Origin of the sequence: Caldimicrobium thiodismutans, assembly GCF_001548275.1 — a bacterium.
GTDB classification, from domain to species: Bacteria; Desulfobacterota; Thermodesulfobacteria; order Thermodesulfobacteriales; family Thermodesulfobacteriaceae; genus Caldimicrobium; species Caldimicrobium thiodismutans.
This window is the reverse complement of record NZ_AP014945.1, coordinates 797,859-823,943: the sequence shown is the minus strand read 5'-3', so window position 1 is coordinate 823,943 and position 26,085 is coordinate 797,859. Positions and strand designations below refer to the sequence as shown.

The 26,085-nt window shown below is 40.4% G+C and carries 28 protein-coding genes and 1 tRNA gene; 14 read left to right on the top strand and 15 right to left on the bottom strand.

From position 1 onward, the window contains the following. Positions 1-124: 124 nt before the first annotated feature. Genes secG through THC_RS04025 form a run of 6 tightly spaced genes read left to right on the top strand, consistent with a single transcriptional unit; the run spans position 125 to position 5,202 of the window. Positions 125-475: a preprotein translocase subunit SecG gene (gene secG / locus THC_RS04050; RefSeq protein ID WP_148638818.1), complete on the top strand. Its 351-nt coding sequence runs from the start codon at positions 125-127 to the stop codon at positions 473-475. Next, positions 476-1,645, top strand: a complete 1,170-nt coding sequence (gene dxr / locus THC_RS04045; protein ID WP_068513700.1) for a 1-deoxy-D-xylulose-5-phosphate reductoisomerase — start codon at positions 476-478, stop codon at positions 1,643-1,645. Further along, positions 1,636-2,718, top strand: coding sequence for an RIP metalloprotease RseP (gene rseP, locus THC_RS04040; RefSeq protein WP_068513697.1), 1,083 nt, complete (start codon positions 1,636-1,638; stop codon positions 2,716-2,718). The genes dxr and rseP overlap by 10 nt, the downstream gene beginning before the upstream one ends. After that, a complete protein-coding gene (gene tsaB, locus THC_RS04035; protein ID WP_068513695.1) occupies positions 2,703-3,419 on the top strand; it encodes a tRNA (adenosine(37)-N6)-threonylcarbamoyltransferase complex dimerization subunit type 1 TsaB in 717 nt (238 codons plus the stop codon). Before rseP ends, tsaB begins: the two co-directional genes overlap by 16 nt. Continuing rightward, positions 3,401-4,387 (top strand): ABC transporter permease, encoded by a 987-nt coding sequence (locus tag THC_RS04030; RefSeq protein ID WP_068513690.1) that lies wholly within the window; start codon positions 3,401-3,403, stop codon positions 4,385-4,387. The genes tsaB and THC_RS04030 overlap by 19 nt, the downstream gene beginning before the upstream one ends. Beyond that, the gene (locus THC_RS04025; protein WP_068513686.1) at positions 4,387-5,202 is read left to right on the top strand and encodes an ABC transporter permease; all 816 of its coding nucleotides are present in this window, start codon (positions 4,387-4,389) and stop codon (positions 5,200-5,202) included. The genes THC_RS04030 and THC_RS04025 overlap by 1 nt, the downstream gene beginning before the upstream one ends. A gap of 2 nt (positions 5,203-5,204) precedes the next feature. Here the strand turns inward: THC_RS04025 and THC_RS04020 are convergent. From THC_RS04020 to recN, 10 genes are all read right to left on the bottom strand, one after another. Beyond that, positions 5,205-5,289: transfer RNA gene (locus THC_RS04020), tRNA-Leu, on the bottom strand. 313 nt (positions 5,290-5,602) lie between these two features. Then, positions 5,603-5,884 carry a hypothetical protein gene (locus THC_RS04015; protein ID WP_068513683.1) on the bottom strand — a complete coding sequence of 94 codons (282 nt, stop codon included), beginning with the start codon at positions 5,882-5,884 and terminating at the stop codon, positions 5,603-5,605. Then, positions 5,875-6,282: a hypothetical protein gene (locus THC_RS04010; RefSeq protein WP_068513679.1), complete on the bottom strand. Its 408-nt coding sequence runs from the start codon at positions 6,280-6,282 to the stop codon at positions 5,875-5,877. Before THC_RS04010 ends, THC_RS04015 begins: the two co-directional genes overlap by 10 nt. Before the next feature lie 82 nt (positions 6,283-6,364). Beyond that, a complete protein-coding gene (gene trmD, locus THC_RS04005) occupies positions 6,365-7,663 on the bottom strand; it encodes a tRNA (guanosine(37)-N1)-methyltransferase TrmD (protein WP_068513677.1) in 1,299 nt (432 codons plus the stop codon). A 2-nt stretch (positions 7,664-7,665) separates the two neighbouring features. Continuing rightward, positions 7,666-8,190, bottom strand: a complete 525-nt coding sequence (gene rimM / locus THC_RS04000) for a ribosome maturation factor RimM (RefSeq protein WP_068513674.1) — start codon at positions 8,188-8,190, stop codon at positions 7,666-7,668. A gap of 6 nt (positions 8,191-8,196) precedes the next feature. Further along, on the bottom strand, positions 8,197-8,436 hold the full coding sequence (locus THC_RS03995) for a KH domain-containing protein (RefSeq protein ID WP_068513672.1): 240 nt from the start codon (positions 8,434-8,436) through the stop codon (positions 8,197-8,199). 31 nt (positions 8,437-8,467) lie between these two features. Beyond that, the gene (gene rpsP, locus THC_RS03990) at positions 8,468-8,710 is read right to left on the bottom strand and encodes a 30S ribosomal protein S16 (protein WP_068513668.1); all 243 of its coding nucleotides are present in this window, start codon (positions 8,708-8,710) and stop codon (positions 8,468-8,470) included. Positions 8,711-9,031: 321 nt separating this feature from the next. Continuing rightward, on the bottom strand, positions 9,032-9,817 hold the full coding sequence (locus tag THC_RS03985; RefSeq protein ID WP_068513665.1) for an SAM hydrolase/SAM-dependent halogenase family protein: 786 nt from the start codon (positions 9,815-9,817) through the stop codon (positions 9,032-9,034). Continuing rightward, complete coding sequence (locus THC_RS03980) at positions 9,807-10,736, bottom strand: adenine nucleotide alpha hydrolase family protein (protein WP_068513662.1); 930 nt, start codon at positions 10,734-10,736, stop codon at positions 9,807-9,809. The genes THC_RS03985 and THC_RS03980 overlap by 11 nt, the downstream gene beginning before the upstream one ends. Position 10,737: 1 nt before the next feature. Beyond that, complete coding sequence (recN, locus tag THC_RS03975; protein WP_068513658.1) at positions 10,738-12,381, bottom strand: DNA repair protein RecN; 1,644 nt, start codon at positions 12,379-12,381, stop codon at positions 10,738-10,740. 208 nt (positions 12,382-12,589) lie between these two features. On the opposite strand from recN, the gene amrS reads away from it, so the two are divergent. Beyond that, positions 12,590-13,609, top strand: coding sequence for an AmmeMemoRadiSam system radical SAM enzyme (gene amrS, locus THC_RS03970; protein ID WP_068513655.1), 1,020 nt, complete (start codon positions 12,590-12,592; stop codon positions 13,607-13,609). Here amrS and rlmN read toward each other — a convergent pair. The 5 genes from rlmN to THC_RS03950 all read right to left on the bottom strand — a co-directional run bounded on the left by rlmN (position 13,546) and on the right by THC_RS03950 (position 18,880). Beyond that, positions 13,546-14,649: a dual-specificity RNA methyltransferase RlmN gene (rlmN, locus tag THC_RS03965; RefSeq protein ID WP_082706274.1), complete on the bottom strand. Its 1,104-nt coding sequence runs from the start codon at positions 14,647-14,649 to the stop codon at positions 13,546-13,548. The genes amrS and rlmN overlap by 64 nt on opposite strands. Beyond that, entirely contained in the window at positions 14,649-16,229 is a 1,581-nt protein-coding gene (gene serA / locus THC_RS03960; protein WP_068513652.1) for a phosphoglycerate dehydrogenase, read from the bottom strand. Before serA ends, rlmN begins: the two co-directional genes overlap by 1 nt. A 168-nt stretch (positions 16,230-16,397) precedes the next feature. Continuing rightward, positions 16,398-16,553 carry a hypothetical protein gene (locus THC_RS09390; protein ID WP_153303643.1) on the bottom strand — a complete coding sequence of 52 codons (156 nt, stop codon included), beginning with the start codon at positions 16,551-16,553 and terminating at the stop codon, positions 16,398-16,400. A gap of 141 nt (positions 16,554-16,694) precedes the next feature. Continuing rightward, positions 16,695-17,120 carry an NIL domain-containing protein gene (locus THC_RS03955; RefSeq protein WP_068513647.1) on the bottom strand — a complete coding sequence of 142 codons (426 nt, stop codon included), beginning with the start codon at positions 17,118-17,120 and terminating at the stop codon, positions 16,695-16,697. A 14-nt stretch (positions 17,121-17,134) separates the two neighbouring features. Further along, on the bottom strand, positions 17,135-18,880 hold the full coding sequence (locus THC_RS03950) for a YcaO-like family protein (RefSeq protein WP_068513644.1): 1,746 nt from the start codon (positions 18,878-18,880) through the stop codon (positions 17,135-17,137). Positions 18,881-19,465: 585 nt separating this feature from the next. Between THC_RS03950 and mraZ the strand changes: the two genes are divergently transcribed. Genes mraZ through mraY form a run of 7 tightly spaced genes read left to right on the top strand, consistent with a single transcriptional unit; the run spans position 19,466 to position 26,080 of the window. After that, complete coding sequence (mraZ, locus tag THC_RS03945) at positions 19,466-19,933, top strand: division/cell wall cluster transcriptional repressor MraZ (RefSeq protein ID WP_068513641.1); 468 nt, start codon at positions 19,466-19,468, stop codon at positions 19,931-19,933. Then, positions 19,905-20,792, top strand: coding sequence for a 16S rRNA (cytosine(1402)-N(4))-methyltransferase RsmH (gene rsmH, locus THC_RS03940; protein WP_231938379.1), 888 nt, complete (start codon positions 19,905-19,907; stop codon positions 20,790-20,792). Before mraZ ends, rsmH begins: the two co-directional genes overlap by 29 nt. A gap of 2 nt (positions 20,793-20,794) precedes the next feature. Further along, positions 20,795-21,142, top strand: coding sequence for a hypothetical protein (locus THC_RS03935; protein WP_068513638.1), 348 nt, complete (start codon positions 20,795-20,797; stop codon positions 21,140-21,142). Continuing rightward, positions 21,139-22,137 carry a hypothetical protein gene (locus tag THC_RS03930; protein ID WP_068513635.1) on the top strand — a complete coding sequence of 333 codons (999 nt, stop codon included), beginning with the start codon at positions 21,139-21,141 and terminating at the stop codon, positions 22,135-22,137. The genes THC_RS03935 and THC_RS03930 overlap by 4 nt, the downstream gene beginning before the upstream one ends. Before the next feature lies 1 nt (position 22,138). Continuing rightward, complete coding sequence (locus THC_RS03925; RefSeq protein ID WP_068513631.1) at positions 22,139-23,620, top strand: UDP-N-acetylmuramoyl-L-alanyl-D-glutamate--2,6-diaminopimelate ligase; 1,482 nt, start codon at positions 22,139-22,141, stop codon at positions 23,618-23,620. After that, positions 23,610-25,001 (top strand): UDP-N-acetylmuramoyl-tripeptide--D-alanyl-D-alanine ligase, encoded by a 1,392-nt coding sequence (locus THC_RS03920; protein WP_068513629.1) that lies wholly within the window; start codon positions 23,610-23,612, stop codon positions 24,999-25,001. Before THC_RS03925 ends, THC_RS03920 begins: the two co-directional genes overlap by 11 nt. After that, on the top strand, positions 25,001-26,080 hold the full coding sequence (gene mraY, locus THC_RS03915) for a phospho-N-acetylmuramoyl-pentapeptide-transferase (RefSeq protein WP_068513626.1): 1,080 nt from the start codon (positions 25,001-25,003) through the stop codon (positions 26,078-26,080). Before THC_RS03920 ends, mraY begins: the two co-directional genes overlap by 1 nt. Positions 26,081-26,085 lie beyond the last annotated feature (5 nt).

Here is a 26,085-nt window from a genome sequence, read left to right as displayed (position 1 = left end):
TATTAAAAAACGCATAGATTGATTGCAGGTGCAGATTTAAGTATTAAAAGGTGTGGATCTATTTCCCCTTGGCAAAATTGAAAAAGGGTATAAATTTAAAAAAACTTATGAAAAGGAGCTAAAAATGGAGACACTCTTAATAGTTTTCCAGATAATTCTTGCTATTTTGATTGTGCTTATTGTCCTTGTTAATGTAACTAAAGGTTCTGAATATGGTGCAGTTTTTAGAGGTGCTGAAGCCATCTTTGGAGGAGCAGGCCCAACAAGTTTTTTAAATAAGGTCACAATGCTTCTTGTCATCCTATTCTTTGTAAATTCCCTGCTTCTTACCAAGATTAGCACAGCCAAACATAAGATTATGCTTCCAGAGAAACTTCCTGCCAAAGAGTCCCCTCAAAAGACCCAACCTCCTGTGCCTGCTTTACCACCTGTTCCACCTCAGAACCCTCCGGCTCTTCCCCCTCAAAGCAAGTAAATGAAAGGGCTGGTTATCTTTGGTTCTACAGGCTCTATTGGAACCTCTGCTCTGAGTCTTTTAACTGAATTTAAAGAAAACTTTAAAATCCTCGGCCTCTCAGGAAGGAGTAATCTTAAAAAACTTAAAATACAGGCTGAGACATATCAAGTGCCCTATCTGGTAGTTGAAAATAAGGCCTCTGCAGATTGGTTGAAAGCCAACCTTTCATATAAGGCAGAAATTCTTATAGGAGATGAAGGTCTTAAGGAATTAGCTGAGTGTTCAGATGCTGAGATATTTCTTATTGCTATTTCGGGAATAAAGGCCCTTATCCCTGTTTATTATGCCCTAAAAAAGGGAAAGAGAGTAGCCTTAGCCAATAAAGAAGCCATAATCTCTGCAGGAAGCTTCTTGAGAGAAACCGCCAAGGCTTTCGGAGGAGAGATTATACCTGTGGATAGTGAACATTCAGCCCTGTTTCAACTTTTGCGCTGTGAGGAGAGGAGATTTGTCAAAACCTTGATTTTGACTGCTTCCGGAGGCCCCTTTTTAAATTGGGATATCAAGGATTTTATCAAAATTACCCCTGAACTTGCCTTGAAACATCCCACCTGGAAGATGGGAGCTAAAATTACCATTGATTCTGCTACCCTTATGAATAAAGGTTTTGAGGTCCTGGAAGCTATTGAGCTTTTTAGTTTTCCTCCTTCGTGCATCAAGGTAATTATTCATCCCCAGAGCATTGTTCATAGTTTTATAGAGATGAGTGACGGAAGTCTTTTGGCTCACTTAAGTCAACCAGACATGAAGATTCCCATTGCCTATGCCCTGAGCTATCCTGAAAGGTGGGAGATTCCCTTCTCTAAGATAAACTTAGCTGAGCTGAAGGAACTTACCTTTAGAGAGGTAGATTTTAAGCGTTTCCCCTGTCTAAGTCTTGCCTTTGATGTAGCTGAGAGAGGGTTTCCTTATCCTTTAATCCTTGAGGCAGCAGATGAGGAGGTGGTCTCTGCCTTCCTTGAAAAAAAGATCTCCTTTCCCCAAATTCCCTGTCTTCTTGAAAAAACTCTAAATGAGTTTAAATTTACTTTTGGACAGGCAAGAGTCCTTGAGGATTATCTGAATCTTCATAAGGAGGTGCTTGCCTTTACTAAGGAGATAATCAAGAGGGAAGGTTTATGCTCATAACCATTCTTGCTACCATAATTGTCATCGGTATCCTTGTCTTTGTTCATGAGCTTGGTCATTTTCTTGCTGCAAAGAAAATGGGTGTCCGGGTAGAAATCTTTTCCTTAGGGTTTGGTCCAAAGATATTGGGCTTTCTTAAGGGAGAAACGGAATATCGTATCTCTTTAATTCCCCTTGGCGGATATGTAAAACTTTATGGAGAGCATCCTGATACCCTGCCGAATGTAGCTGAGACTGAAAAGGCCTTTGCTTTTAAAAAGACCTGGCAAAAGGCCTTTATCGTAATAGCCGGGCCTCTTGCCAATTTTATCTTTGCCTTTCTTGCCTTCTGGCTTATCTTTTCTTTTATTGGTAGAACCTTTACGCCTCCCAAAATTGGTGAGATTTTCCCTGGGAGTCCAGCGGAAAAAGCAGGTCTTCAAAAGGGAGACTTGATTACCGAGATTAATGGAAAGAGTGTTAAATCCTTTGAAGATATTCTTCTTGAACTAAGAAAAGAGGAAACTCCTCAAGAGATTGAACTCAAAGTCCGGAGAGGAACAGAGATTCTTCTTTTCAAGGTAAAACCAGAGCTAATGGAGGGGACTAATGTCTTTGGCAAAAAGACCCGGGTGCCTTTTCTTGGAGTCAAGTCTGCTCCTGAACAGATTCATGAAAGGCTTGATCCAATCTCTGCCTTTGGGCTTGCTGCCAAGAAGGTTTATGACTTTACCTCCCTTACTTTTTTGGCTATTTACAAGCTCTTTACAGGAGAGCTTCCCTTTTCTACTCTTGGAGGGCCTATTACCATTGGAAAATTTGCTGGAGATTCCGCGCGGCTTGGGATTGTAGCCTTTATCTCTTTTATGGCTTTGCTTTCCATAAATCTGGGTGTTTTAAATATCTTACCCCTTCCCATGTTAGATGGTGGGCACCTTGTCATCTTTGGGATTGAGGCCTTAAGAGGAAATCCTCTCTCTTTAAAAACCCAGGAACTTATCTTTAAAATTGGCCTTGTGCTAATTATTGCCCTTTCTATTGCTGTTTTTTATAATGATATACTTCGCGTTCTTTCAGGATGGAAGCTCCATTAAAAAAGGAGCCCCTCATCCTTGCCATTGAAACCTCAGGGAAATTCGGGGGCCTTGCCCTATATAGAGAGACGCTTCTTGAGGAGATAAACTTTTATGCTAAGGATTCCTATTCTAAGAGGCTTTTTCAGATATTACCTTTTTTACTTGATAAGGGAGGCGTCTCCCTACAGGAAATTGATTATCTTGCGGTAGATATCGGGCCTGGCAGTTTTACGGGATTAAGAATAGGGCTTAGCCTTGCTAAGGCCCTCTCCTTAGTTTATGATTTTCCTGTTTTGCCTCTGAGTAGTCTTGAAATCCTGGCTTATTCCTTTTATAGTTCAACTCAGCCCATAATTGCCCTGATTGATGCCTATTCTAAGGAAGTATTTGTGGGGATTTATAAATTTGAGGGAAAAAACCTGCAAACTCTTATAGAACCAGGGCTTTATCCCCTTAAAGAGATTCCCTCTTTAATTAAGGAACCGACTCTTTTTATCAGTGAGACCATAGAGAAGTGGGAGAGTTTTTTTAGAGAGACATTAAGAGAAAGATTTTTGCTTCCTCCTTTTCAACCAGTCCTTAGAGCTGGCTTGCTTTCTCAGGTGGCTAAGCTAAAATTAGAGTTAAACCAGATTAAACCTGAAAGGGCAGAAGATATTCTGCCTCTTTATCTGAAGGCCTCAGAGGCTGAAAGGAAAAGATGTTTCTCTATCTCTTAAAAAGAATTTCTATTTTACTTGTCACCCTTTGGGGAATAACCATTTTAACCTTTGGAATTCTTCACCTTGCTCCAGGTGGTCCTTTGAGTCCATTGACGGAATTTAATCCCAAGATTACTCCTGAATTCAGAGAAAAACTTGTAAAGATGTATGGTCTTGATAAACCCCTTCACATCCAGTATTTAAACTGGCTAAAAGGAATTTTAAGATTTGATTTTGGCCGTTCCTTTGCCTTAGATCAGCGACCTGTCTGGGATAAAATTAAAGAGAGGCTTCCCATAACTTTGCTTATCAATAGCATCTCCCTTTTCCTTATCTTATTAGTAAGTATTCCAATGGGTGTTTTTTCTGCAGTCAGGGCAGGAAGCAAACTTGATCGTTTTTTCACCATATTTACCTTTTTTGGCTATGCCATGCCAAGCTTTTGGCTGGCCCTATTACTGATGATGTTTTTTGGAGTTAAGCTACAGCTTCTTCCTATATCAGGGCTTCACTCTATTGTTGGATATGACCAGATGAATTTTTGGCAAAAGCTCTGGGATTGGACAAAACACTTACTCTGCCCCCTTTTTGTAGCAACCTTTGGTGGTATCGCTGGGTTTTCCAGATATTTAAGAAACTCCCTGATTGAGGTCTTGCATGCAGACTATATCACCTATGCCAGGGCTAAGGGTCTTCCTGAGAGGGTAGTGCTATATAAACATGCTCTAAGAAATGCCCTTCTTCCTGTGATAACCCTTCTGGGGCTCTCTTTACCGGGCTTAATTGGAGGTTCAGTTATTTTTGAGACCATTTTTGGAATACCTGGGTTAGGGCAACTTATGTGGCAGGCGGTTATGAGCAGGGACTATCCTGTAATTATGGCAAATTTACTCCTTGTTTCCTTTCTAACGCTTCTTGGGAATTTTTTAGCTGATTTGGGTTATGCTTTAGCTGACCCACGCATAAGAATTGGAGAAAAGAGGTAATGCTGCAAGAGCTCCTTTCCTCAAAAACAGGGGCATTTTCCTTAGGTATGGTCTTTTTTTTAATCTTACTTGCCCTTTTGGGCCCTTGGATTACCCCTTTTGATCCTCTTGAAATAAATGTAAATGCTATCTTACAAGCCCCTTCTCCTACCCATCCCTTTGGAACAGACCTTCTTGGCCGGGATGTTTTAAGTAGAATGATCTTTGGGGCAAGGATTTCCCTTCAAGTAAGTTTGGTTGCGGTAGGTTTATCTCTTTTTATTGGTATCTTCTTAGGAGCTTTAGCTGGATACTTCGGGGGAATAATTGATCAAATTATCTCCAGAATCATTGACATTATGCTTTGTTTTCCAACCATCTTTCTTATCTTGGCGGTGATTGCCTATCTTGAGCCCTCTATTTTTACTATTATGGTAGTGATAGGGCTTACATCCTGGATGGGGGTTGCCCGTCTGGTGAGGGCTGAATTTTTGTCTTTAAAAGAAAGAGAATTTGTGCTTTCCGCAAAGATTTACGGAGCCTCTTCATTTCGTATCATCTTTAAGCACCTTTTACCTAATACCCTTCCCCCTATTCTTGTATCCGCCTCCTTAGGTATGGGAAATGCAATCTTGATTGAATCTGCCCTTTCCTTTCTTGGAATTGGAGTTCAACCACCTACCCCCTCCTGGGGAAATCTGCTTATTGATGGAAAGGAGACCTTAGAGGTTGCCTGGTGGCTCTCAGTATTTCCAGGACTTGCTATTTTGCTAACGGTTTTAGCTTTTATTTTGCTTGGTGAGACCTTACAGGAGATACTTAACCCGAAGAAGTGAAATGCCGAGGGCGGGACTCGAACCCGCACAGGCACGGGGCCCACTGCCCCCTCAAGACAGCGCGTCTACCAGTTCCGCCACCTCGGCGCTATAAAATAAAATATAACCTTCCCTTAGGTTTTGTCAAGGGGGGTGTATAAGTCCCGATTTTTTGAGATTTAAACATGCTTTTTTTGGCAGGTAATGTAGATTATTTTTTTATACAAAATATAATGCTTCCCGTCCGTCCTCCCTGCTCGTTATGGATAATATGTTCGTAATATTTTATTACTAAACATTGCTTTTTAGGAAAATATTTTATAACACAGATTTTAAATCCGCAAATAATAGAATCAATTGATTTGGGAATAATTTTACCTAAGCTTATAGAAGAAAAAGAAGCAAGAAAGATTAAATAATATCAATTTTCAAAGAGTTTAAAGATATCTTCAGAGCTCTTTGCAAGGATTATTTTTCTATGCCACTCCTTAAGAACTCCTCTATCTTCCTCCCTTACCACCCTCTCCCTCACTTCCTCCGGCACATACCCAAGCTTCACCTCTATGGCCTCAAGCACAAGCTCCCTTGCCTCCTCAATTAACCCCTGATATTTCCCCTGCTCAATTCCTTGCTCAATTCCCTGCTCAATTCCCTGCTTATAAAACTTCTCTCCCACTCTATCCCAAAAGCTCTTTAACTCCATCTTTCAAAATCCCTTGATTCCGCCTTTATTAAATAAAGATAACACCCAAGCCCTGCTAAAATATCAAATACCCTCAATATCTTCTCATCCTCCACCCTCTTTAAATCAACCACATGAACCTTAAAAAGTTCTCCCTTTAACCCCTCTGGCACTGAAAATATCTCCTCTATCCTTTCAGGATACACCCAGGGCTTATTTCCCTTCATAAAACACAAGGGGAAAACAGGGAGAAAGAGAAACTTGCTCTTCCGGGATAATTTTATAAGGGAGTCAAGGTCAAGATGAGTTTTAATGTGATCAGGGAGGAAGGTTGAGAGGAAGCCTTTTAAGTTTTCAGGGTCTTTGAGGAAGGCCTTGGCAAAAAGGTCATAGGGAACAGGAGGTTTCTTCTTTGGCATAGAGGTATTTTGCCGGAATTTATAGGGATTTCAAGGGAATTTTGTTTTTAAATTTTTTGGGATTCAAGACAAGCTTTCCCTTTTATTGCCTTTTAAAAAGGAGATAGGGCCTAAAGATACGATCAAGGAGGATAGAGGCAGCTGATCTTACGGACAAATGATTATAGGGGGCAATTCTTCCCCAGATGGGTTCCAGAAAATAATGGCATTGCCTAAGAAAGGTCTCTTCAAGTCCCCAGGCAGTGCCTAAGACAAGGCAAATAGGTTTTTTCCAGAGGAGGTCCCTAACCTCTTCAGGGGAAATGGGCACTCTTTTAGGGCCAGCATCTGTACCGATAAGGATGGGATCTTCTTCCTCTCTGGCCTTAACATCCTGCAAGGCAGCTTCAAGGGTTGAATAAATTCTCAAGAGTTCCATAGCCTTACTTCTTAAGGGATTATAGTCCTTACCTTTTCCGGATATCCAGTAAGTTATAAGTCCTTCAGCAAGTTTCTTTTGATCCTCAAGAGGTTGCACTATGTAAACTCCTTTAACCCCATAGGTGCATCCAAGGCGAGCAAGATCATGAAGATCAAGCCCTGTTATGGCTGAGGCAATAATCTCCCCTTTTTTATTGTAAACAGGATAATGAAGCAAAAAAAGATAGAGCCTTTGTCTCTGTAAAAGCTCTCTTAAGAACTCTAAGTCCCTTTCAGAGAGGGGAATTTGAGAAAGCAATTCAGGGCGCCTCTTTAAGGTAATCTCCAAAGAAACCCTGCGACGGTAATTTTCAATCTCTGCATGATTCCCGGAAAGAAGAACCTCTGGCACTTTAAATCCAAGAAACTCAGCTGGTCTTGTATAACAGGGATACTTAAGAAGCCCGGAGGTAAAAGATTCTCTGTCAACGGAATCTCTTTTTCCCACAACTCCAGGTATAAGCCTTGCTACAGCTTCAAGGATAACTAAGGAGGCTACCTCACCCCCAAAAAGGACATAATCTCCAATGGAAATTTCATCCTCAATAAAATGTTTCCGGATCCTTTCATCAATTCCTTCATAGCGTCCACAGATGAAAAGTAAGCTTTTTAATTTAGATAGCTCTTCAGCTATTTTTTGATTAAAAAGCCTTCCCTGAGGTGAGAGATACACTGTATAGGTATCAGGATCTCTTTCTTTTATGTGCGTTAAGGCTCGGTAGAGAGGTTCGGGCTTAAAAACCATTCCCTCCCCCCCTCCATAAGGCTCATCGTCAACTACCTTGTGTTTGTCTGAGGTAAAATCTCTTAAATCATAAACCTCAATATCTATGATTTTTTTTTCTCTTGCTCTTTTGATTAAGCCCACTTCAAGGGGAGAAGAAAAATATTCAGGAAAAATGGTTAATATCTTAAAGCGCATCCTTAACGCTGACTTTTAACAAGATCCTCAATTTCCTTTACAAGGATAATCTTTTCTTTGATATTTACTTCCTCTACATACTCATCCACAAGGGGAAGATAGAATTCCTTCCCTTCAGGGGTTTTAATGAGGAGGAGGTCATATTCTCCTAAGGGCATAACCCCTGAAACCTCTCCCCAGAACTTATCTTTCCTGTCAACAATTTTTAGCCCCTCTAATTGATAGTAATAAAATTCTTCTTCCTTAAGTTCAGGTAAATCAGAAGGTTTAAGATAAAGGATTTTGTTCAAAAGTCCCTTTGCCCTTTCAAAATCAATTTCTTCTAAAGAGAGCAAAAAGATATTAAAGCCTGGCCCTTTTTGAATTGACTTAATCACTAAAGGAACTTCTTCTTTATTTTTAAGATAGAGCTTTTGGATATGAGAGAGCAGATCCTGATTAAGAGTAAGAAGGGCGACCCGCAGGTCACCCTTTAATCCGTGGGTAGAGAGGACCTTAAAGAGAGGAATAAGATCAGTCTCTGTCAAGGAAGCCTATTCAATAATTTCCAGAACTACCCTCTTTTTGAGTTTACTGCCAGCTGCGCCAAGAATAGTTCTTATAGCCTTGGCAGTTCTACCTTCCTTTCCGATAATTTTGCCAAGATCTTCCTTGGCAACCCTGAGTTCAATAACTGAGGTTTGTTCCCCCTCAATTTCGTTAATTTGCACTGCTTCAGGCTTATCCACCAGGACCTTGGCCACCTGTTCCACGAGATCTTTGAGTTTGCTCATCTTCCGCCTCCTTTTGAGGTTTATTTTCTCCTTAAAGGAGCCCTTCTCTCTTTAAAAGGGCTCTTACAGTCTCGGTAGGTTCTGCACCTCTTTGGAGCCAGAGCTTCACCTTTTCTGAATCAACTTTGAATTCATATGGTTCTTTAAGGGGATTATAGTATCCGAGAATATCTAAAAATTTACCGTCCCTGGGAGACCTTGAATCCGCAGCAATCACTCTGAAAAAGGGTTTTTTCTTTCTTCCCAAACGCATAAGCCTAATTCTTACCGGCACGACCTATCCCTCCTTATCCTATTTTTTGACTTTAAAATATAACATCACTTTTTGAAATTACAAAGGGGTATATAAGTCCATATCTTTTGAGATTCAAGAGAATTTTTCTACTACTTCGGTTATGGGAAAATGAACCTGTATTTTGTAGGGGCAAACCTGTGTGTTGCCCTCTTTTGGCTATGTATTTGCCTGTTATATGTTCCTTTACATTATCAGGCAGACACGCAAGGATTGGACAGACACGCAAGGGGCTTCCCTTACTTTCACCTCTCACCTTTTTCTTGTAAGGATAAGACCTTACGTAAAAAAGTGGCCTTCTCTTTAAAAACTTATTGTAATCTCAGGTAGGCCTAATTTTTGTATAGCTGAAGAATTCGGGATTGCTATTTCAAGGAGTCCCTCACTGCCAAAAAGGGCTATCACTTCTCCCTCTTTCCCATCTCCATAGGTCTTAACCAATCTTACCTCTTTTTTATTTACAAAAACTCTGAAAGGCCTCTCCGTAAAAGTCTTTTCCCAATTGGTTATGAGATTTCCAAAGTGATCCACATACCAGATAGAAAGCCTGAATCCTGAAGAAACAGGCTCTGGTTCAGGGAAATCAAGCTGTAAAAGGCTCTCTTTTGAGATAACCCTTGTCCAGTCTTCAATACTCTCTGATTTTAAAAGTAGGGCAACAGCTGGTGCAAAAAGATCTCTCCCATGAAAGGTTGCACTATAGGGAAAGGAAAGAAGTTTCTCCTTTAATATTTCAAAGGCCTCACTGGTTTGACTTTCTCTGAGAATAAAGGTAAAAAGCCCGTTATCAGGTCCTACAAAGGAAAATTTTTCAGTTTTAAGGAGTAGGGCCCTTCTTTCCGTTCCCACCCCAGGGTCAACAATACATAGAAAAATTGTCCCTTCTGGAAAATATTTATAGGAAAATTTTAAAAGAAGGGCAGCCTTTTTGACATCTTGAGGAGGAATCTCATGACTTAGGTCTATAAACAGGGGATAAGGATACCCGTAAAGCTCTTGCAGGATCCTTCCTTTCACCACTCCAGCATAGTGGTCCTTTAAGCCAAAATCTGTAAGAAGGGTAACTACCTTAGGAGGATTACTTTGCAATAAGCTCAACTCTTTCTCCCCTCTGGAGCTTAAGTTGGGCCTTTTTAGAATAGTTTATCAGTAAGTTCTTTATATTCTCCTCATCTATAGGTCCACAAATCACAGCAAGATTGGGAGCTGGCTCACTTAGAGTATAAAGAGGAAGCCTTCCTGCAATCACCCTTTCTAACCGCAGATTTTCCTTTTCATTTCTTCCAAGGACTGCCCAAAGGTCGCCATCAAAATGGTGTCTTCCAAAGGTGAGGAGTTCGGCTGTGAGGGGGTTAAGCGGTTTTTTTTCTTTCAGGACCCGTAAGATACGGCTTCCGATAATTGGATCTGCAAGAAGACACCCTCCAGCCGGAGTAGGTATCTCTTTAAGCTCAAAGGCTTTTGCAAGTTCCAGCTGGAAATCTCTTTTTCTTCCAGAATGGCCATAAAGTTTTTCTCTGGATAGGAGTCCCCTTTTTTCAGGTTCTGTTTCCTTTAGAAGTTTTGCAGAGAGGGGTCTTAAAAGCAATCCCTCCACCCCTGCTTCTCTTTCAATTTTTTCTAAAATTACCCTGTTCTGACTCATAGGCCTTTGACCAAGGACCTCACCACTTACAAGAAAATCCGCTTGCAACTCTTGCATCAAATCTTTAGCCTTTTTTAGAAAAAAAATTTTACAATCTATACAAGGATTAGCATAATCTCCGTAGCCAAAGGCTGGTTTTTTAAGTATTTCAAGGTATTCTTCAGTAATATCTACCACTCTACCAGCAGGAAGGCCAAGGGCCTTAATCTTTTCCTCAAAGAGATGGGGAGAATCTTTATATTTCCAGCCAAAAAAAGGGGTAATAAAACGCAGAACTATTACCTCAATCCCTTCCCTTTTGAGAATGAGGGCACATAAAGTGCTATCAAGTCCTTCTGAAAAGAGAAGCAAGGCTCTGGGCATATTAGAAATTTAGCCCTTCAAGAAAGCTGCGGGCAAGCTCAAGGTTATCCTTATCCCCAAGCATTCTTGCAAGCTCTTGAAGGCGTTCTCTTTCATTCAATCTTTTAATAAAGGTGGTTGTTTCCTCTTGCGTAGAGTGTTTCTCCACTAAAAAATGGTGATCTGCAAAACAGGCAATCTGAGGAAGATGGGTGATACAGAGCACCTGAAGACCTTTAGATAGTTCTTTTAACTTTTTACCTACTTGCAAGGCGGTTGGGCCACCAATTCCAGCATCAACCTCATCAAAGATAAGGGTGCCCACAGGCTCTCTTTCCCTAAGAAGGGTTTTAAAGGATAAAAAGATACGGGAAAGCTCCCCTCCTGAAGCAATCTTTTCTAAGGGTCTAAGGGCAAGCCCGGGATTAGGTGAAAAGAGAAATTCAATCTCATCAAGACCAGTGGAAGTAAGATTTTGAGGGGCAATTTCCTTGGGGGTTATTTTAATTTCAAATTCCACTTTTTCCATACCCAGGTCTTTAAGCTCTTTTTTAATAAGATCTTCAATCTTTCCCTTACCTTTTTGTCTCTCCTCCCTTAAGTTTAGGGCAAGATTTAAAAGTTCCTGTTCAAGTTTTTCCTTTTCTCTGAGGAGTTTTTTTAATTCTTCTTCACCAGAATCGAGAAGCTCCAGTTCAACCTTTAGCTCCTCTTTCAGGTTTTTTAGCCCCTGTGCATCTTTACCATATTTTTTCTTAAGTCTTTCATATCTTGCAAGCCGGGCTTCAATTTGTTCAAGTTCAGAGGGATTCTCCAGGAGATCTCCCTCCAGAACCTTAAGATCCCTTTCAAGCTCAGATATTTCGTAGTAAAGATCCTGTAATAGGTGTTGTCTCTCTTTGAAAGAGGGCTCAAAAGGCGTAAGTTTTGAAAGAAGGGTTAACGCTTGAGTTAGATTGTCCTTTGCAGAATCTAAGGATATCCTTAGGCCTGCGGAAAGTTCCTGGATAAGTTGCATGTGCCTCAGTCTTTCTCTTTTAATTTTGAGGGTCTCTTCTTCCTCAGGATCAGGATTTAATTCCTCAAGTTCTGAGATCTGAAAGAGAAGATAATCTTTTTTTAGCATGACCTGGGAGACCTTTTCCTCCAGATCCTTAATCTCTTTTTCAAGTTCCCTATACTGTAAGTAAAGATTCTGGTAGGCCCTAAGTTTTTCCTTTAGGCTAAGGAGCTCATCAACAAACTTAAGTTGATTTTCTCGGCGTAAAAAGGTGTAGTATTCATGCTGACTGGTAAGAGAAATAAGGTCCCGGGTGATTTGGCTAAGTTCAAGAGTGGATATGGGAGAGCCGTTAAGAAAACTCCTCTGCCTCTGAGGTGAAATAATTCTTTTGATATGAATCTCCTCTTCTGCTGGGTATCCCAGCTCTTTTAATTTGGCAGAAAGATAAGGGCCACCGTAGAAGAGGGCAGAGACCTCAGAGGTCTCTGTCTCGGGTTTAAGATGTCCTCCAGCTCCTTTATCACCTAAGAGCACCTTTAGTGCCTTAATAAGAAGAGATTTTCCAGCTCCCGTCTCTCCTGTAAAGATAGTGAGCCCCTTATCAAAGCTTAAGTGAGCCTCTTCAATCAGGACAAAATTGGTGATTTTAAGCTCAAGGAGCATAACATATTAAAATATATTCATTTCTTCAGCCTTCGTCAATTGATTTTCTGCATAAGCACTTATCTTTACAAGAAAAAGGAGGGTTGGAAAAAGGGGAAAAGTTTCTTTTCCTACAACTGAAATAGTAGAAAAAATCCTATAGAGTCTCAAAAGATATGGACGCAAACAAGCCCTTGACTCTGAATTGGAAAATTATTAAAATGAAAATATGAAGGAGGCTTTATTATATGAGTCCTTAGAGGATAAAAAGGTTCGTTGTTATCTTTGCAATCATCAATGCCTTATCCCTAATGGCAAAACAGGGCTTTGTGGAGTTAGAAAAAATGAAGAGGGTATCCTTTACTCCTTAGTTTATGGTCGCGTCATTGCTGAACATATTGATCCTATAGAAAAGAAGCCCCTTTATCACTTTTTACCAGGATCCTATTCCTATTCCATAGCTACTGTTGGTTGTAATTTTAGATGTTCCTTTTGTCAGAACTTTGAAATTTCTCAATTTCCCCATCTTTATCCCGGCTCAATTCCAGGGACACCTTACTCTCCAAAGGATATTGTGAAAAAGGCCCTTAATCATGGATGTAAAAGCATATCTTACACTTATACAGAGCCTACTATTTATTTTGAGTATGCCTTAGATTGCTCTAAATTAGCAGTCAAAGAGGGGCTTAAAAATGTCTTTGTCTCCAATGGATATATGACCAAGTCTGCCTTAGATCTCATTAAGGACTATCTGCATGGCATAAATGTGGATTTAAAGGCCTTTACAGAAGGATTTTATCATCGCATATGTAAAGCCAAATTAAAACCCATCTTGGATAACCTTAAGTATCTTAAAAAACTTGGTATCTGGGTTGAGATTACTACCCTTGTCATTCCTGAGGAAAATGATAGTTCAGAAGAGTTGAGAGATATAGCCCGATTTATAAGAGATGAACTTGGCCCTGAGACCCCCTGGCACATCTCCCGTTTTTATCCCCAGTTCAAGATGCAAAATAAACCCTATACCTCTATTGAAACTCTACAGAGGGCCTATTACATTGGTAAAGAAGAGGGTTTATATTTTGTTTACATCGGAAATGTCCCTGGTAACGAGACAGAAAATACCTTCTGCCCTAAGTGTTCAACCCTTCTAATTGAAAGATATGGCTTTGCTATTATCTCCAATCAACTTAAGGAAGATGGGCTTTGTCCTAAGTGTGGCTTTTCTATTGCTGGGGTCTGGAAATAGGATTTTTTCAGAAGCTTTCCCCTTAACTGGCCACAAGCCGCTGAGATTTTAAGCCCTTTGCTTTTTCGGACTGTGGTTAAAATGCCCTCTGAAAGTAAATACTTCTGAAATCTCTCAACTGCCGATTCATCAGGTCTTTCAAAGGGAAGATCAGGATGGGGATTATAGGGGATAAGATTAACTTTTACTGGAAACCCCTTTAATAGCTTAGCAAGTGAAGCAGCCTCTCTTAGAGAGTCATTTATCCCTTTAATAAGTGTGTATTCAATAGTGTGTCTACCCTTTTTAACTCGGGGAAATCTTTCTAAGGCCTTAATAAGTTCGGCAAGGGAAAATTTCCGGGCAATGGGCATAAGTTTTTGCCTTAACTCATCATCGGGAGCATGCAGAGATAGAGCCAGGGCAGTGGGAAAATCCTTGGCAAGTCTTTCCATTTCTGGGATAAGCCCAGCTGTTGAGACAGTCAATCTCTTCCTTGAAAAACCAAATCCCTTTTTATCTTCAAGGATCCTTAAGGATTTAAGAAGGTTTGAATAATTAGCCAAAGGCTCACCCATTCCCATAAAGACTATATTTCGCAAGGGAAGTTTCTCCTGCTTGGTCTTAAGATATTTCTTGGCAATAACGACTTGAGAGAGGATCTCGTAAACCTCAAGGTTTCTCTTAAAACCTGTCTTAGCAGTCAAACAGAACCGGCATCCCATAGCACACCCCACCTGAGTGGAAACACAGAGAGTAAAGTGATCCCTTTCAGGGATAAGAACTGTTTCAATAATCTCCCCATCGGAAAGTAGCAGGGCAAATTTGGTGGTGCCCTCCTCATCACTCTGGGAATTAACTACAAGGGGCAGGTCAAGACAAAAGTTCTCCTCAAGTTTTTTTCGTAAGGTCCTGGGAAGATTGGTCATTTCCTCAAAGGAAAGGGCAGATTTACAGGTTATCCAATGATAGACCTGTTCTCCCCGAAAAGGTGGTTCCCCAAGGTCTTGAAGGAGGTTCTTTATCTCTTCAAGAGAAAGGTTTCGTAAATTAGGTTTCATTAAAGCTCAAGAGGCTTGACCAGATAAACACTTTCTTCCTTTTCAAGGTCAGCTATAGCCTCTCTGGTTGGGGATTGATCCAGGCTGAGAAGAATTACATTTCTCTTTTTCATGGGATCCTGGCCAACATACATCCTTGAAATATTCAGTCTGTGTTTTCCAAGAATGGTTCCAATTTTTCCAATTACACCAGGTTTGTCCTCATTAAAAATATAAAGCATATGTCCCTCAGGTAAAGCATCTAATCTGAAGCCATTTATTCTGACAACTCTGGGTTCTTTTTTTCCAAAAAGAGTGCCTTCAACCAGGGTTTCCCCTTGAGTGTGCTTGATTTTAACACTGATGAGGGAGGTAAAGTCCTCCGTCTCCTCTGTGGTTGCCTCAACAACCTTTATATTTCTCTCTTTTGCCCTAAAGAGGGCATTGACATAATTGACATCCTCTTTCAAAAAAGGACTAAGAAGACCCTTAACCAAGGCTAAAGTGACAGGTTTAATTTCAAGGCGAGCAAGCTCCCCTTTATAGGTTATTTCAACCTCCTCAATAGCGCCCTCGGCAATTTGAGCAGAAAGTAGGCCAATTTTTTCAGAGAGATTGAGCACTGGCTGAAGGACCTTTAAAGCCTCAGCACTGATAGAGGGGACATTGACTGCATTTCTCACGATTCCGGAGAGGAGGAAATCAACCACCTGTTTAGCGATTTCAACAGCAACAACCTTTTGCGCTTCAACAGTTGAGGCCCCGAGATGAGGGGTTGCAATGACTTGGTCAAGTTTTAAAAGAGGGTGATCCACTGAAACAGGCTCCTTTTCAAAAACATCAAGTGCAGCCCCAGCAACTTTTCCTAATAGGATGGCCTCATGAAGGGCCTCTTCATCAATGATTCCACCTCTTGCGCAATTTATAATGTAAACTCCCTTCTTCATTTTAGCAAAGGCCTCTTTGTTGAGGAGGTGATGGGTTTCCTTAGTAAGGGGAGTGTGAATAGTAATAAAGTCTGCTCTTTTATAAAGCTCATCTAAGGAAACAAGCTCAATCCCTTTTTTAGATGCATGATCTGGCGTTACAAAGGGGTCATAAGCTAAGACTTGCATTTTTAAACATAGGGCCCTCTCAGCTACAATATTACCTATTCTTCCAAGCCCAATAATTCCAAGAACCTTTCCATTCAGCTCAACTCCCATAAATTTTTTTCTCTCCCAAAGGCCTTTCCTGACAGAGGCATTAGCCTGAGGGATCTTTCTTGCCATAGCAAATAATAGGGCCAAGGTGTGTTCAGCTGCAGAAAGAGTGTTTCCCCCAGGCACATTCATAACCACTATGCCTCGCTCATTTGCAGAGGGAATATCCACATTATCAAGCCCGGTTCCAGCTCTCCCAATGACCTTGAGCTTTTTAGCTGAGGCAATAATTTCCTTAGTAACCTTTGTGCCGCTTCTGATAATAAGCCCCTCAACCTCTGAAATCTCTTGTTTTAATTCTTCAGGGGATAATCCAGGTTTGTAAATAACTTCAAGCCCAGCTTGTCTCAAGATTTCAAGCCCTTCTTCAGATAGGGAATCTGAAATTAGCACCTTCATTCTACCCTCCAGTTTGTAGGGGCGAACCTAAGAGTTTACCCCTTTATGGTATCCGTATTGATATGATTATAAATTATTTTGAAAAATTTAAAAGATTGAGCCAATGAGTTGTATAAGTCCAAAGCTTTTGAGACTCAAAAAAATTTTTTTCATAGGACGGAACACAAATTAAATCTCTCCACATACCCATTCCCCTTCGGAAAGAAAGGATAAAAAATCTGCAAAATCTTTCCTTAAGTAGGGGTTTAAAATTTTAAACCCCTTGAATTTTTTTTGTGGGTCTGTTGTAGCACAGACATTCTTGTCTGTGTTTCTTTCATCCATTGGAGTGTAATTTACTTTCACAGGCAAGATTGCCTGTGTTACTTTCAGACTTGTAAAGCTTCCCTTGTAAAGATATCTAATTCCTCTTTTAGCACCCTTCCTTTTTCTTGTAAGGATCTGAACTTATGCAGTGGAGGGTATTTAAGCTGCTTCGCTCTGGATATAAACCTCCATAGCCTTGGTAATGCAAGCGGAGACGCAAAAACCGCAGGCAGTGCATTTTTCAGGGTCATAGACCACCTTGAAGGTCTTCCTGTCCACATAAAGAGCCCCTGTGGGGCAAACCGCTGTGCAGGCTCCACAATGAATACAAACTTCTTCATTTTTCATCACCTGTTGACCTAAGGAGGAAACCTCAACTCCCATCTCCTTTAAAAATTGGAGCCCCCTTTCAAGGGCCTCTTTGTTGTCCCCAATAAGTTCCATAATCATGATTCCTTCTTTGCCAGGGGTTATAGTGGCCTTGAGGATGTTAAAGGCAAGATTAAAGTCCTTAACTAAGCGGTAAACTATTGGTTTCTCAACAATTTCAGGTGAAAATCTCAAAAATAGACCCTTTTTGAGCATTTTTTCTCCTCCCTTCAATTCTTATTATGCAAAAGGTTTTCACAAAATTCTAATCCCTTTTGAGCCATAGTGAGACCTGGGTCAAGAGAGAGGGCCTTGCGGAAAAAGACTTCAGCTGGAGGTATAAAGTTCATAGCCTTTAAACAATAACCTGCATTAGCATAATCAATGGCTGAAGAGGGATCAAGCTCTGTTGCCTTTAAAAAGGCCTGTAAGGCATTTCCGTAGTCAGATTGTTTATAAAGGGCCCTACCAAGAAGGTTATATAACTCTGGGGCTTCACCAAGAGGAAGGGCTTTTTCGCAGACCTTAACCACCTGATTCCACTCTCCCTTTCTAAAATAGGCATCTGCCAAATGGCTGTAAAGGGCAATCTGATCCGGCTCTGAAGGAGAGAGACTTAAGGCCTTTTCATAGGCCATAATAGCCTCATCAAGCCTTTCAAGCCCCTTCAAAGCATTCCCATAATAGGCCCAGATATAATAACGGTCTTCAACCTCCTTAAGGATCTCTTCTAAAAGGGTTTTATTTTCTTGAGGAGAGAGATAAATAGGTAATGTGCGCACCATTTGGTAAAGATAGGGGATACGGGTTCTTTCTCTAAAGAGAATTCCAGGGATTATAGCATAAACTGCAGGAAGCCTTAAGTGTTCCTCTTCAAGATCAACCAGATAGACCTCAAAGCCTTTATCTTTCATAGCTAAGGCAAGATTTGTCATCTCTTCCACATGCTCTTCTGCATAAAGCGTAGGTAGGTCACTCAAAGCCTTTTCTCCATCAAAGGAGACCACCATCTCTGCAGAGTCTAAGGTATCAAACTTAGGAAGACCACTTTCCACATATTTACCTTCGGTATCAAAGTCTCCCGCAAGCTGAGCCACCTCTGTAAGAGCTCGAATGAGAGCCCTTTCCGGGCTTGTGCCTGTTCCAGCGGCATAGACAATCTCACTTCTTTCAGGATAGGTTGAAGGGTCCATAGCCATAACCGCAATAGTTGGAACAGGCATACCAAAGGTCATATCCCGAATCCAGGTCTTAATTCCTAATCTTTCAAAACAGGCAAGAAGCTCTCCTGCCCCCCCTTGAATGCTATCCCTTTTTATGGCTGGCATAGGTTTATTAACCCTTATAGAAAGGGCATTGACATGTCTTTCAATGAGTTCACAGATAGCCTGAACAGAGGCTTCAGGATAGGTATTTCCCCCTGCTGACCCGTTATACTCATAAAGGAGCCAGAACCAGTGAAAGGGGATGTATTTGACCTTTTTTGTGCGAACTTCAAGGGCTGGCACAAAATAAAAGGGAATTTTTTTCAAAAACTTCAGGGCTATATCTTTTACCCTTGGCTCTTCCTCATCCTCTACAGATTGAAGAAAGACCTCCCAGGGCATAGCCTTTTCTTTAAGCTCATCAAAAGTTGCAAGGATTCCCCTCTCAGTAGTTTTACGATAAAAACTGAAAAGGGAAAATCTTTCTACAAGCTCCACAAGGGCACTTGCCTGTGAGAGAATATCACTTGCTCCCTTACCCATCTGTTTGTAATTACCTGTAATCTGCGTTCCCTGAATATCATAGAGGCTCAGGTAAACAGGAATTCCCAATCTTCCTTTATCAATCCTCTTGAGCCCTTTAAAGATCTTCATTTGACAATTTTTCAGTCTTTCCTCTACAAGCTTTATGGTTTCCTCAGGGAAAAGGGCTTTATCTGCTATGACCTTTCTGGAAGGTGTAAAAAATTTTTCTTTAAGTTTTTCTTGCATATAAGCCTCCAAACCTTAATTTTAAAGTAAAAAATAATTTAATTGCTTTTTCAAAAATTGCAAGAATCCGGATTGCCTCATTAAAAATCTATTCGAAATTTTATCGTTGCTTCATTCAAAAAATCTCTTAAATCTAATTTAGATCTTCTATTTAACCTTCACAAAGAAACTACCTATTTCGCTCCTCTTGAATTTACGAGCTTAGTTCTTTCGCAAAGCTTTTTCAAAGAAAAGAGTAGGGGAAAGGTAAAGGAGTTTTACATAAAGATAAGGAGATATCAGAAAATGCTTGAGAGAGCAAATTTAGAAAAGAAAATGGAATTATTTTCGGAGAAAAATTGACCATAAAAAGGAGGGGGAGGTAAAATAATTTCCTTTAGAAAATTAAATGAGGCATTACGGCCTGTGTAAGCGTATATACCTTGAGATCTTAGAGAATTTTACCTTTTCGCACCCTTTCTTTTCTCGCAAGGATATGAATTTAGGTATGCAACAGAGGAAAGAATAATTTTAAAAATTCCCTCTTGACTTTTTAAAGAGGTCAAATATCCTTAAGTGGTATAAAGTGGTAAAAAGTGGGAGAAAATGTTTAGAGGGAAATTTAAACACTCCTTAGATGAAAAAGGTAGGCTTAGTTTACCCTCCAAATTTAGAGAGGTTTTAAGGGTAAAATACGGCACCGAGGCCCTCATTATTACCAACATGCCGGAGTGCTTAGTGGTCTATCCTGTCTCTGAGTGGAAGAAAATGGAAGAAAACCTTCTCAAGCTACCCTTTGGTATGAAGGAGGCCCGAGAGTTTTTGAGATATTTTCTCGGTTCAGCTGAGGAATGTGAACCAGACAAGCAGGGGCGCATCCTTTTACCCCAATCTCTACGCGAGGAAATCAGAGTTGAAAAAGAAGTCATGCTTCTTGGAATGCTCTCTTATTTTGAGATCTGGAATCCTAAGGCTCTGGATGAGCGTTTTAAAAAGATAAAAGAGTCCTTTGATGATATTTTGGCTGTCCTGAATCCTTATCTAAATGGAGAAAAGAGAGCTGATCCATCATGAACCCGTTTTACTTGAAGAGGTTTTGAAGTGGTTAAAGATTGAAGAGGGAAAAATTTTTGTGGATGGAACTCTGGGGCTTGGAGGCCACTCATCAGCTATATTGAAAAGAGCTAAAGAGGATGCCTTACTTTATGCCTTTGAGTGGAATGAGGATACTCTGAAACTTGCGGAGGAAAATTTGAGACCCTTTCAAGGGAGGGTGAAAATCATCCCTAAGAATTTTGTCTATATAAAAGAGGTTCTTGAAAAGGAGGGAGTTTTAGCAGATGCTATATTGCTTGATCTTGGACTTTCTTCTTTTTTAATAGAGGGCTCTGGACGAGGGTTTACCTTTCAAAAGGATGAGCCCCTTGATATGAGAATGAGTTTAGAACTTGAGCTTACTGCCAGAGATATTTTAAATAGGTTTTCGGAAAGGGAAATTGCAGAAATTTTAGAAAGGGGTGAAGTTCCAAGGGCTACTGCCTTTGCCCGTTTTATTGTGCAAAAAAGAAGGATTAAGCCCTTGGAAACTACCTTTGATCTTGTATCAGTGGTTAAAGAATTTTATAGACCCTTGAAGAGAAAAGAAAAAGACCTCTTAGCTATCGTTTTTCAATCTATAAGAATGGAAATCAACAGAGAACTTGAAAATCTGGAGAAGGCCTTAAAAGATCTGCCTGAGGTTTTAAGACCTGGAGGAAGATTGGGTATTATTTCCTTTCATTCCTTAGAGGACAGGTTGGTTAAAAGGGCCTTTAAGAATGATGACAGGCTCTTAAATCTTACTAAAAAGCCAGTTACTCCGAGTCCTGAGGAGGTTAAGAGAAATCCCAGGGCAAGGAGCGCAAAACTTAGAGTAGCTGAAAGGAGGTGTTGAGTATGGCTGGAAAGGTTTACACTTTAAAGCCAGATTTAAGCTACAGCTCTCCTCTTAAAAAAAACCAGAAAAAGGAAGAAGAGATCCCTCTTAGGGAAAGACTGATAGAAACCTTAGAAAAAGTTCTTTTATTCTTCATTTCTATCCTTTTTCTTGTGCTTTCTATAGGAGTTGCCTATAAAACTTTAGTTTATTTTAAGATTAAAAGTGAAAGCAGAAAATTACTTTTAGAAAAACAGGTTATGGAAGAGGAGCTTAAAAGATTGACCTCACGGGAGGTTATACTTGAAAAGGCCAAAGTTCTTGGTTTGAGAAAACCTGAGGCAGGAGACATTATTAAATTAAAATGAAATGCAGACTTAATCTCTGTTTGGTTTTTTGTATTTTGATTTTAGGGGTTACCTTCCTGCTTGGGTTTGCCAGGGGAAAAGGATATCCCCATTTGGAGTGCAAGAGGGGATACATTCTGGATAGAAAAGGAGAGCCCTTAGTCTTAAATAAAGAAAACTATCAGGCCTTTTTTTTGATAAGAGGAAAGTCTCTCCTGGGGGAGGATGTTCCACCACAGGTTAAACCTTATTTATCAGGCACTTTGGATCTCCCTAAGAAAGGACTTGTGCTTCTATCTAACTCCTTAACCTTAGATGAGGTAAAGGTCTTAAAGGAAGTTAAAGATGTTATAATTAAGGGATCAATGGAGAGAAGGCCTCTTTACCAGAGCTTAAGCCCCCTTATTGGAAGAATGGCAGAATCTGAAGGTTACTCCGGGATGGAAAAGGTCTTTGAACCCATTTTAAAAAATGGGAAGAGCGTCCTTACCTCGCTTGATACAAATTTTCTTAAAAAGATTTATTATTTAAATAAATCCTATAAAGCCCTGGATCTAAATGGGGTTGCCCTTTTTAGTCTAAAAACTGGCGAGTTAATAGGATATTATGGGCAAGGAGAAAAGAATTTCCTGGAAGAGCCAATTTTAATAGCTAAGGAGGATTTTCCAGCTAAGATTAAAAAGGTGAACTGGGAGCTTGGAAGTTATGAAGCCCGGGAGGAAGGAAATCTTTTGAGAATTACCCCCCTTCATTTAGTTAAGGCCTACTTGGCAAGGGTATGTGGTAGTGAATTTGAACCAACTATTCTTCCCCAAGAGGATTCTCGCTGTCCCTCAATTTCAGAACCTCTTGAGTTGGAAAGCCTGATTGCCTATGGAAAAGAAAGATGGTTATACCTTAAGATTAAAGGAGAATTTATTTATGTCCTCACTGGTATACTAAAATCTGAGGAAGGAAAGCCCTTTTTATTGGAAGATATTAAAAAAGATTTTTCTTTTTTGATTAAGCTTTTATAAAATGAAAAGGCTAAGCGAGATCCTCCCCATGCATGAGGTGCTTGAGGTTTTTAATTTTGAGGGTGATCTTATTGTAAAGGGCATTACTGATGATTCACGCAAGGTTGAGCCTGGCTTTCTTTTTATTGCCAGAAGGGGTTATACCTTTGATGGGGATGCCTTTATTGGAGATGCAATCAGGAAAGGAGCGGTAGCTATTCTCAGAGAATCTCCTCTGGCTAAGGACTTACCTTGTCCTCAGGTAAGGGTCAAAAATATTCGTAAGGCCCTTGGAGAAATCGCTCTTAATTTTTATGAAAGACCTGAGAAGGAGCTAATACTTATTGGTATAACTGGCACTAACGGAAAATCTTCAACTTCTTTTTTTTTAAAGTCTCTCCTTGAAAGGCTTAACCAGAGGGCAGGCTATATTGGGACCCTCTTTTATGAAATTGGGGAAAGAATTCCTGCCAAGGAGACAACACCATCCATTCTTGAAATAGCGCCTCTTCTGAAAAGGGCACTCCTTGAGCAACTTAAGTATGTGATTATGGAGACCTCTTCCCATGCTCTGGATCAGGATAGGATTTATCCATTAAAATTCCAGGTCTTAGCATTCACAAATCTTTCCCGGGATCACCTGGATTATCATAAAGATATAGAGGCCTATTTTTCTGCAAAAAAGAAGCTCTTTACAGATTATTCCAAAAATGGAGCCAAGGCCATTATTTCCCTTGAGACAGATTATGGCAAAGTTCTATATAATGAACTTATAAAAATGGGATATTTTAAAAGGGAGGATATTTTTCTTGTAAATGACGAAGGAGTGAGGGTCAAAATCCTTGAAAGGACCCCTGGGTTAAAGCTTAAGATTGAGACTCCAAGGGGAATTTATGAGGTTGTAACCCATCTTTTTGGGGATTATCAGGCCAAAAATGTAGCCACCCTTTGGGGATGTGCCTTAGCCCTGGGTTTTAAGGATGAGGAGATTGCCCATGCCCTTGAAGGCCTTACTAATCCTCCTGGAAGGCTTGAACTCTGCGGGAAAAAGAGGGGGGCTTTTATTTTTGTTGATTATGCCCATACCCCCGATGCCTTAGAAAATGCTTTAAAAAGTCTTCTCCCCTTTAAAAGGGGACGCCTCATTACCCTTTTTGGTTGCGGAGGAAATAGAGACCCTGGCAAAAGACCCCTTATGGGGAAGGTAGCCGGCACCCTTTCTGACCTTGTGATTTTAACCTCAGATAATCCCCGCTATGAAGACCCTTTAAAGATTATAGAGGACATTAAAACAGGGCTTAACGGCACTAAGCCCTATTTTTGTATTCCAGATAGAAGGTCTGCCCTTGAGGTTGCAGTAAAATCTCTAAGAGAGGGAGACATACTTCTTATTGCTGGAAAAGGGCATGAAACCTATCAGGAAATAGAAGGTAAGAGGTATCCTTTCTCTGATCAGGAGGAGGTAAAAAAGATTTTAGAGGAGCTGGAGAAGAATGCTGGTTGAAAATAAGCTAACTACTGAAGAGATTATCAAGGCCACCTCAGGCATCCTTGTCAATGGAGACATGGGAATTGTCTTCAAGGGAGTTTGCACAGACACAAGAATTTTTGAACCAGGTTATCTTTTCTGGGCCTTAAAGGGAAAGAATTTTGATGGCCACAATTTTTGGAAGGAGGCCTTAGATAAAGGGGCTAAAGGTCTTATTCTTGAGTATTTCCCTGCAGGGCTTAAACTTGAAGAACTTCCTAAGACCATTTCCATTATTTTGGTTAAAGATACCTTGCGGGCCCTGGGGGATCTTGCTCAGTGGTATAGGGTTAAGAAAGCTTTTAAAATTATTGCTATAACAGGCTCCTGTGGGAAAACTACAACCAAGGAGTTTACCTCTGAACTTCTCAGTAAATTTTTTAAAATTGCTAAGAATGAGGCTAACTATAATAACCTGATTGGTGTTCCCTTGAGTATCCTTTCTATGAAAGGCGATTTTGATTGGGTGGTCCTTGAACTTGGGACAAGTGTGAAAGGAGAAATTGAAAGGCTTGCTGAGATTACTCAACCGCAGGTCTCAGCTATTACTTGTATTCAACCTGCTCATTTAGAGGGGCTTCTCTCCATAGAGGGGGTTCTTGAAGAAAAGACCTCTCTCTGGAGGAAAACTGATCCTTCTGGTTGGATTGTTTATTTTTATGATCAAGAAAATTTAAGAACTCAAGCCCAGAAGATGCCCCAGAAGAAACTCTCCTTTGGAGAGGTCAAGGGAGCGGATTTAAGGCTCCTTTCAGCTCTTCCTTTAGAAAGGGGTTTTCAGGTTTCCCTTGAATATGGTGGTTCAATTTATACCTTTGAGGTATCCCTTCTGGGAAGACACAACTTGCTAAATCTCCTTTGTGCTTTTGGTATCTGCATAGCAGCAGGTTTAAATCTTGAAGAGCTTTTAGCAAAGCTACCTTGCGAGTTAGCTTTTCTTGAGAGGGCAAAGCTTATTCAAGCAGGTAATTATGTTATTCTTGATGATACATATAATGCCAACCCCGGCTCCATGGAGGCCTCTCTTTTCTGGTTAAGGGATCAACCTGAAGCTTTTGGAAAAAAAATTGCTATCCTTGGGGATATGAAAGAGCTGGGGGATCTTGCCCCCATGTTTCATCAGGAGATAGGAAAACTTGCAGGATCTATTGTAGATAAAGCCTTTTTTGTGGGAGAGATGGCAAGTTTTTATGCCCGGGGTTTTGAGGTCTCGCAAAAGCCCTTTGAGGTCTTTCCAACCCTTGAAGACTTCCTTGAAAGATTTGTAATAACTGAAGAAAAGGCCATAATTCTGGTTAAAGGCTCAAGGGCCCTTAAAATGGAGAGGATTATAAAAAAACTCTGTGAGGGGAGATAGTGTTTTATCATCTGCTTTATCCCTTAAGTGAGTGGATCTCCTTCTTTAATCTCTTTAAATATATCACCTTTCGCATGATCTATGGTTCAATCACAGCCTTTTTATTAGTTTATTTTTTTATGCCATCTTTTATCAAATATATGCGCCTTAAGCAATTTGGTCAAATTGTGCGGGAAGAGGGGCCAACTCATCATCAGGTAAAAACCGGGACTCCTACTATGGGGGGAGTGATTATAATTTTTTCTATTACAGCCTCAGTTCTTCTCTGGTGTAATCTTACCAATCCCTTTGTTTGGTTAGCTCTTTTTGCTCTGATTGGTTTTGGAGGAATAGGCTTTCTGGATGACTATCTTAAGCTCAAGAAGGGCAAAAATCTTGGGCTTAAGGCCAGGGAAAAACTTCTTTATCAATTAATTCTTTCTGGGATCTTTTATATCCTTCTTTTTCAGGTTTTAGGCTTTAGTTCTACCCTCAATCTTCCCTTTTTAAAAAGGCTTGTCCTTGATCTGGGGATTTTTTATTTGGTCTTTGCAACGGTTGTGCTGGTTGGTAGTTCCAATGCAGTAAACCTAACTGACGGTTTAGATGGTTTGGCTATTGTCCCTTTTGCTGTTTCCGCAGGAGTTTATACAGTCTTTGCCTATGCTTCAGGACATATTAAATTTGCTAATTACCTCTTTATTCCATATATCCCCTTTGCAGGGGAACTGGCTATTGTTTGCGCCATCTTAGGAGGAGCAGGGCTTGGTTTTTTGTGGTATAATTCCCATCCTGCTGAGGTATTTATGGGGGATGTGGGATCTCTTTCCCTGGGTGGGGTAATGGGAGCTATTGCGGTGATGGTGAAACAGGAATTTTTGCTTCTTCTTACCGGAGCTGTTTTTGTGATGGAGGCCCTCTCAGTTATGTTACAGGTAGGCTACTTTAAATTAACAGGAGGTAAGAGAATCTTCAAAATGGCCCCTTTGCATCATCATTTTGAATTGCTTGGATGGAAGGAAAATAAAGTAGTGGTCAGATTCTGGATTATATCGGTAATCTGCGGATTGTTGGCTTTGAGCACCTTAAAGATTAGGTGAGGCAT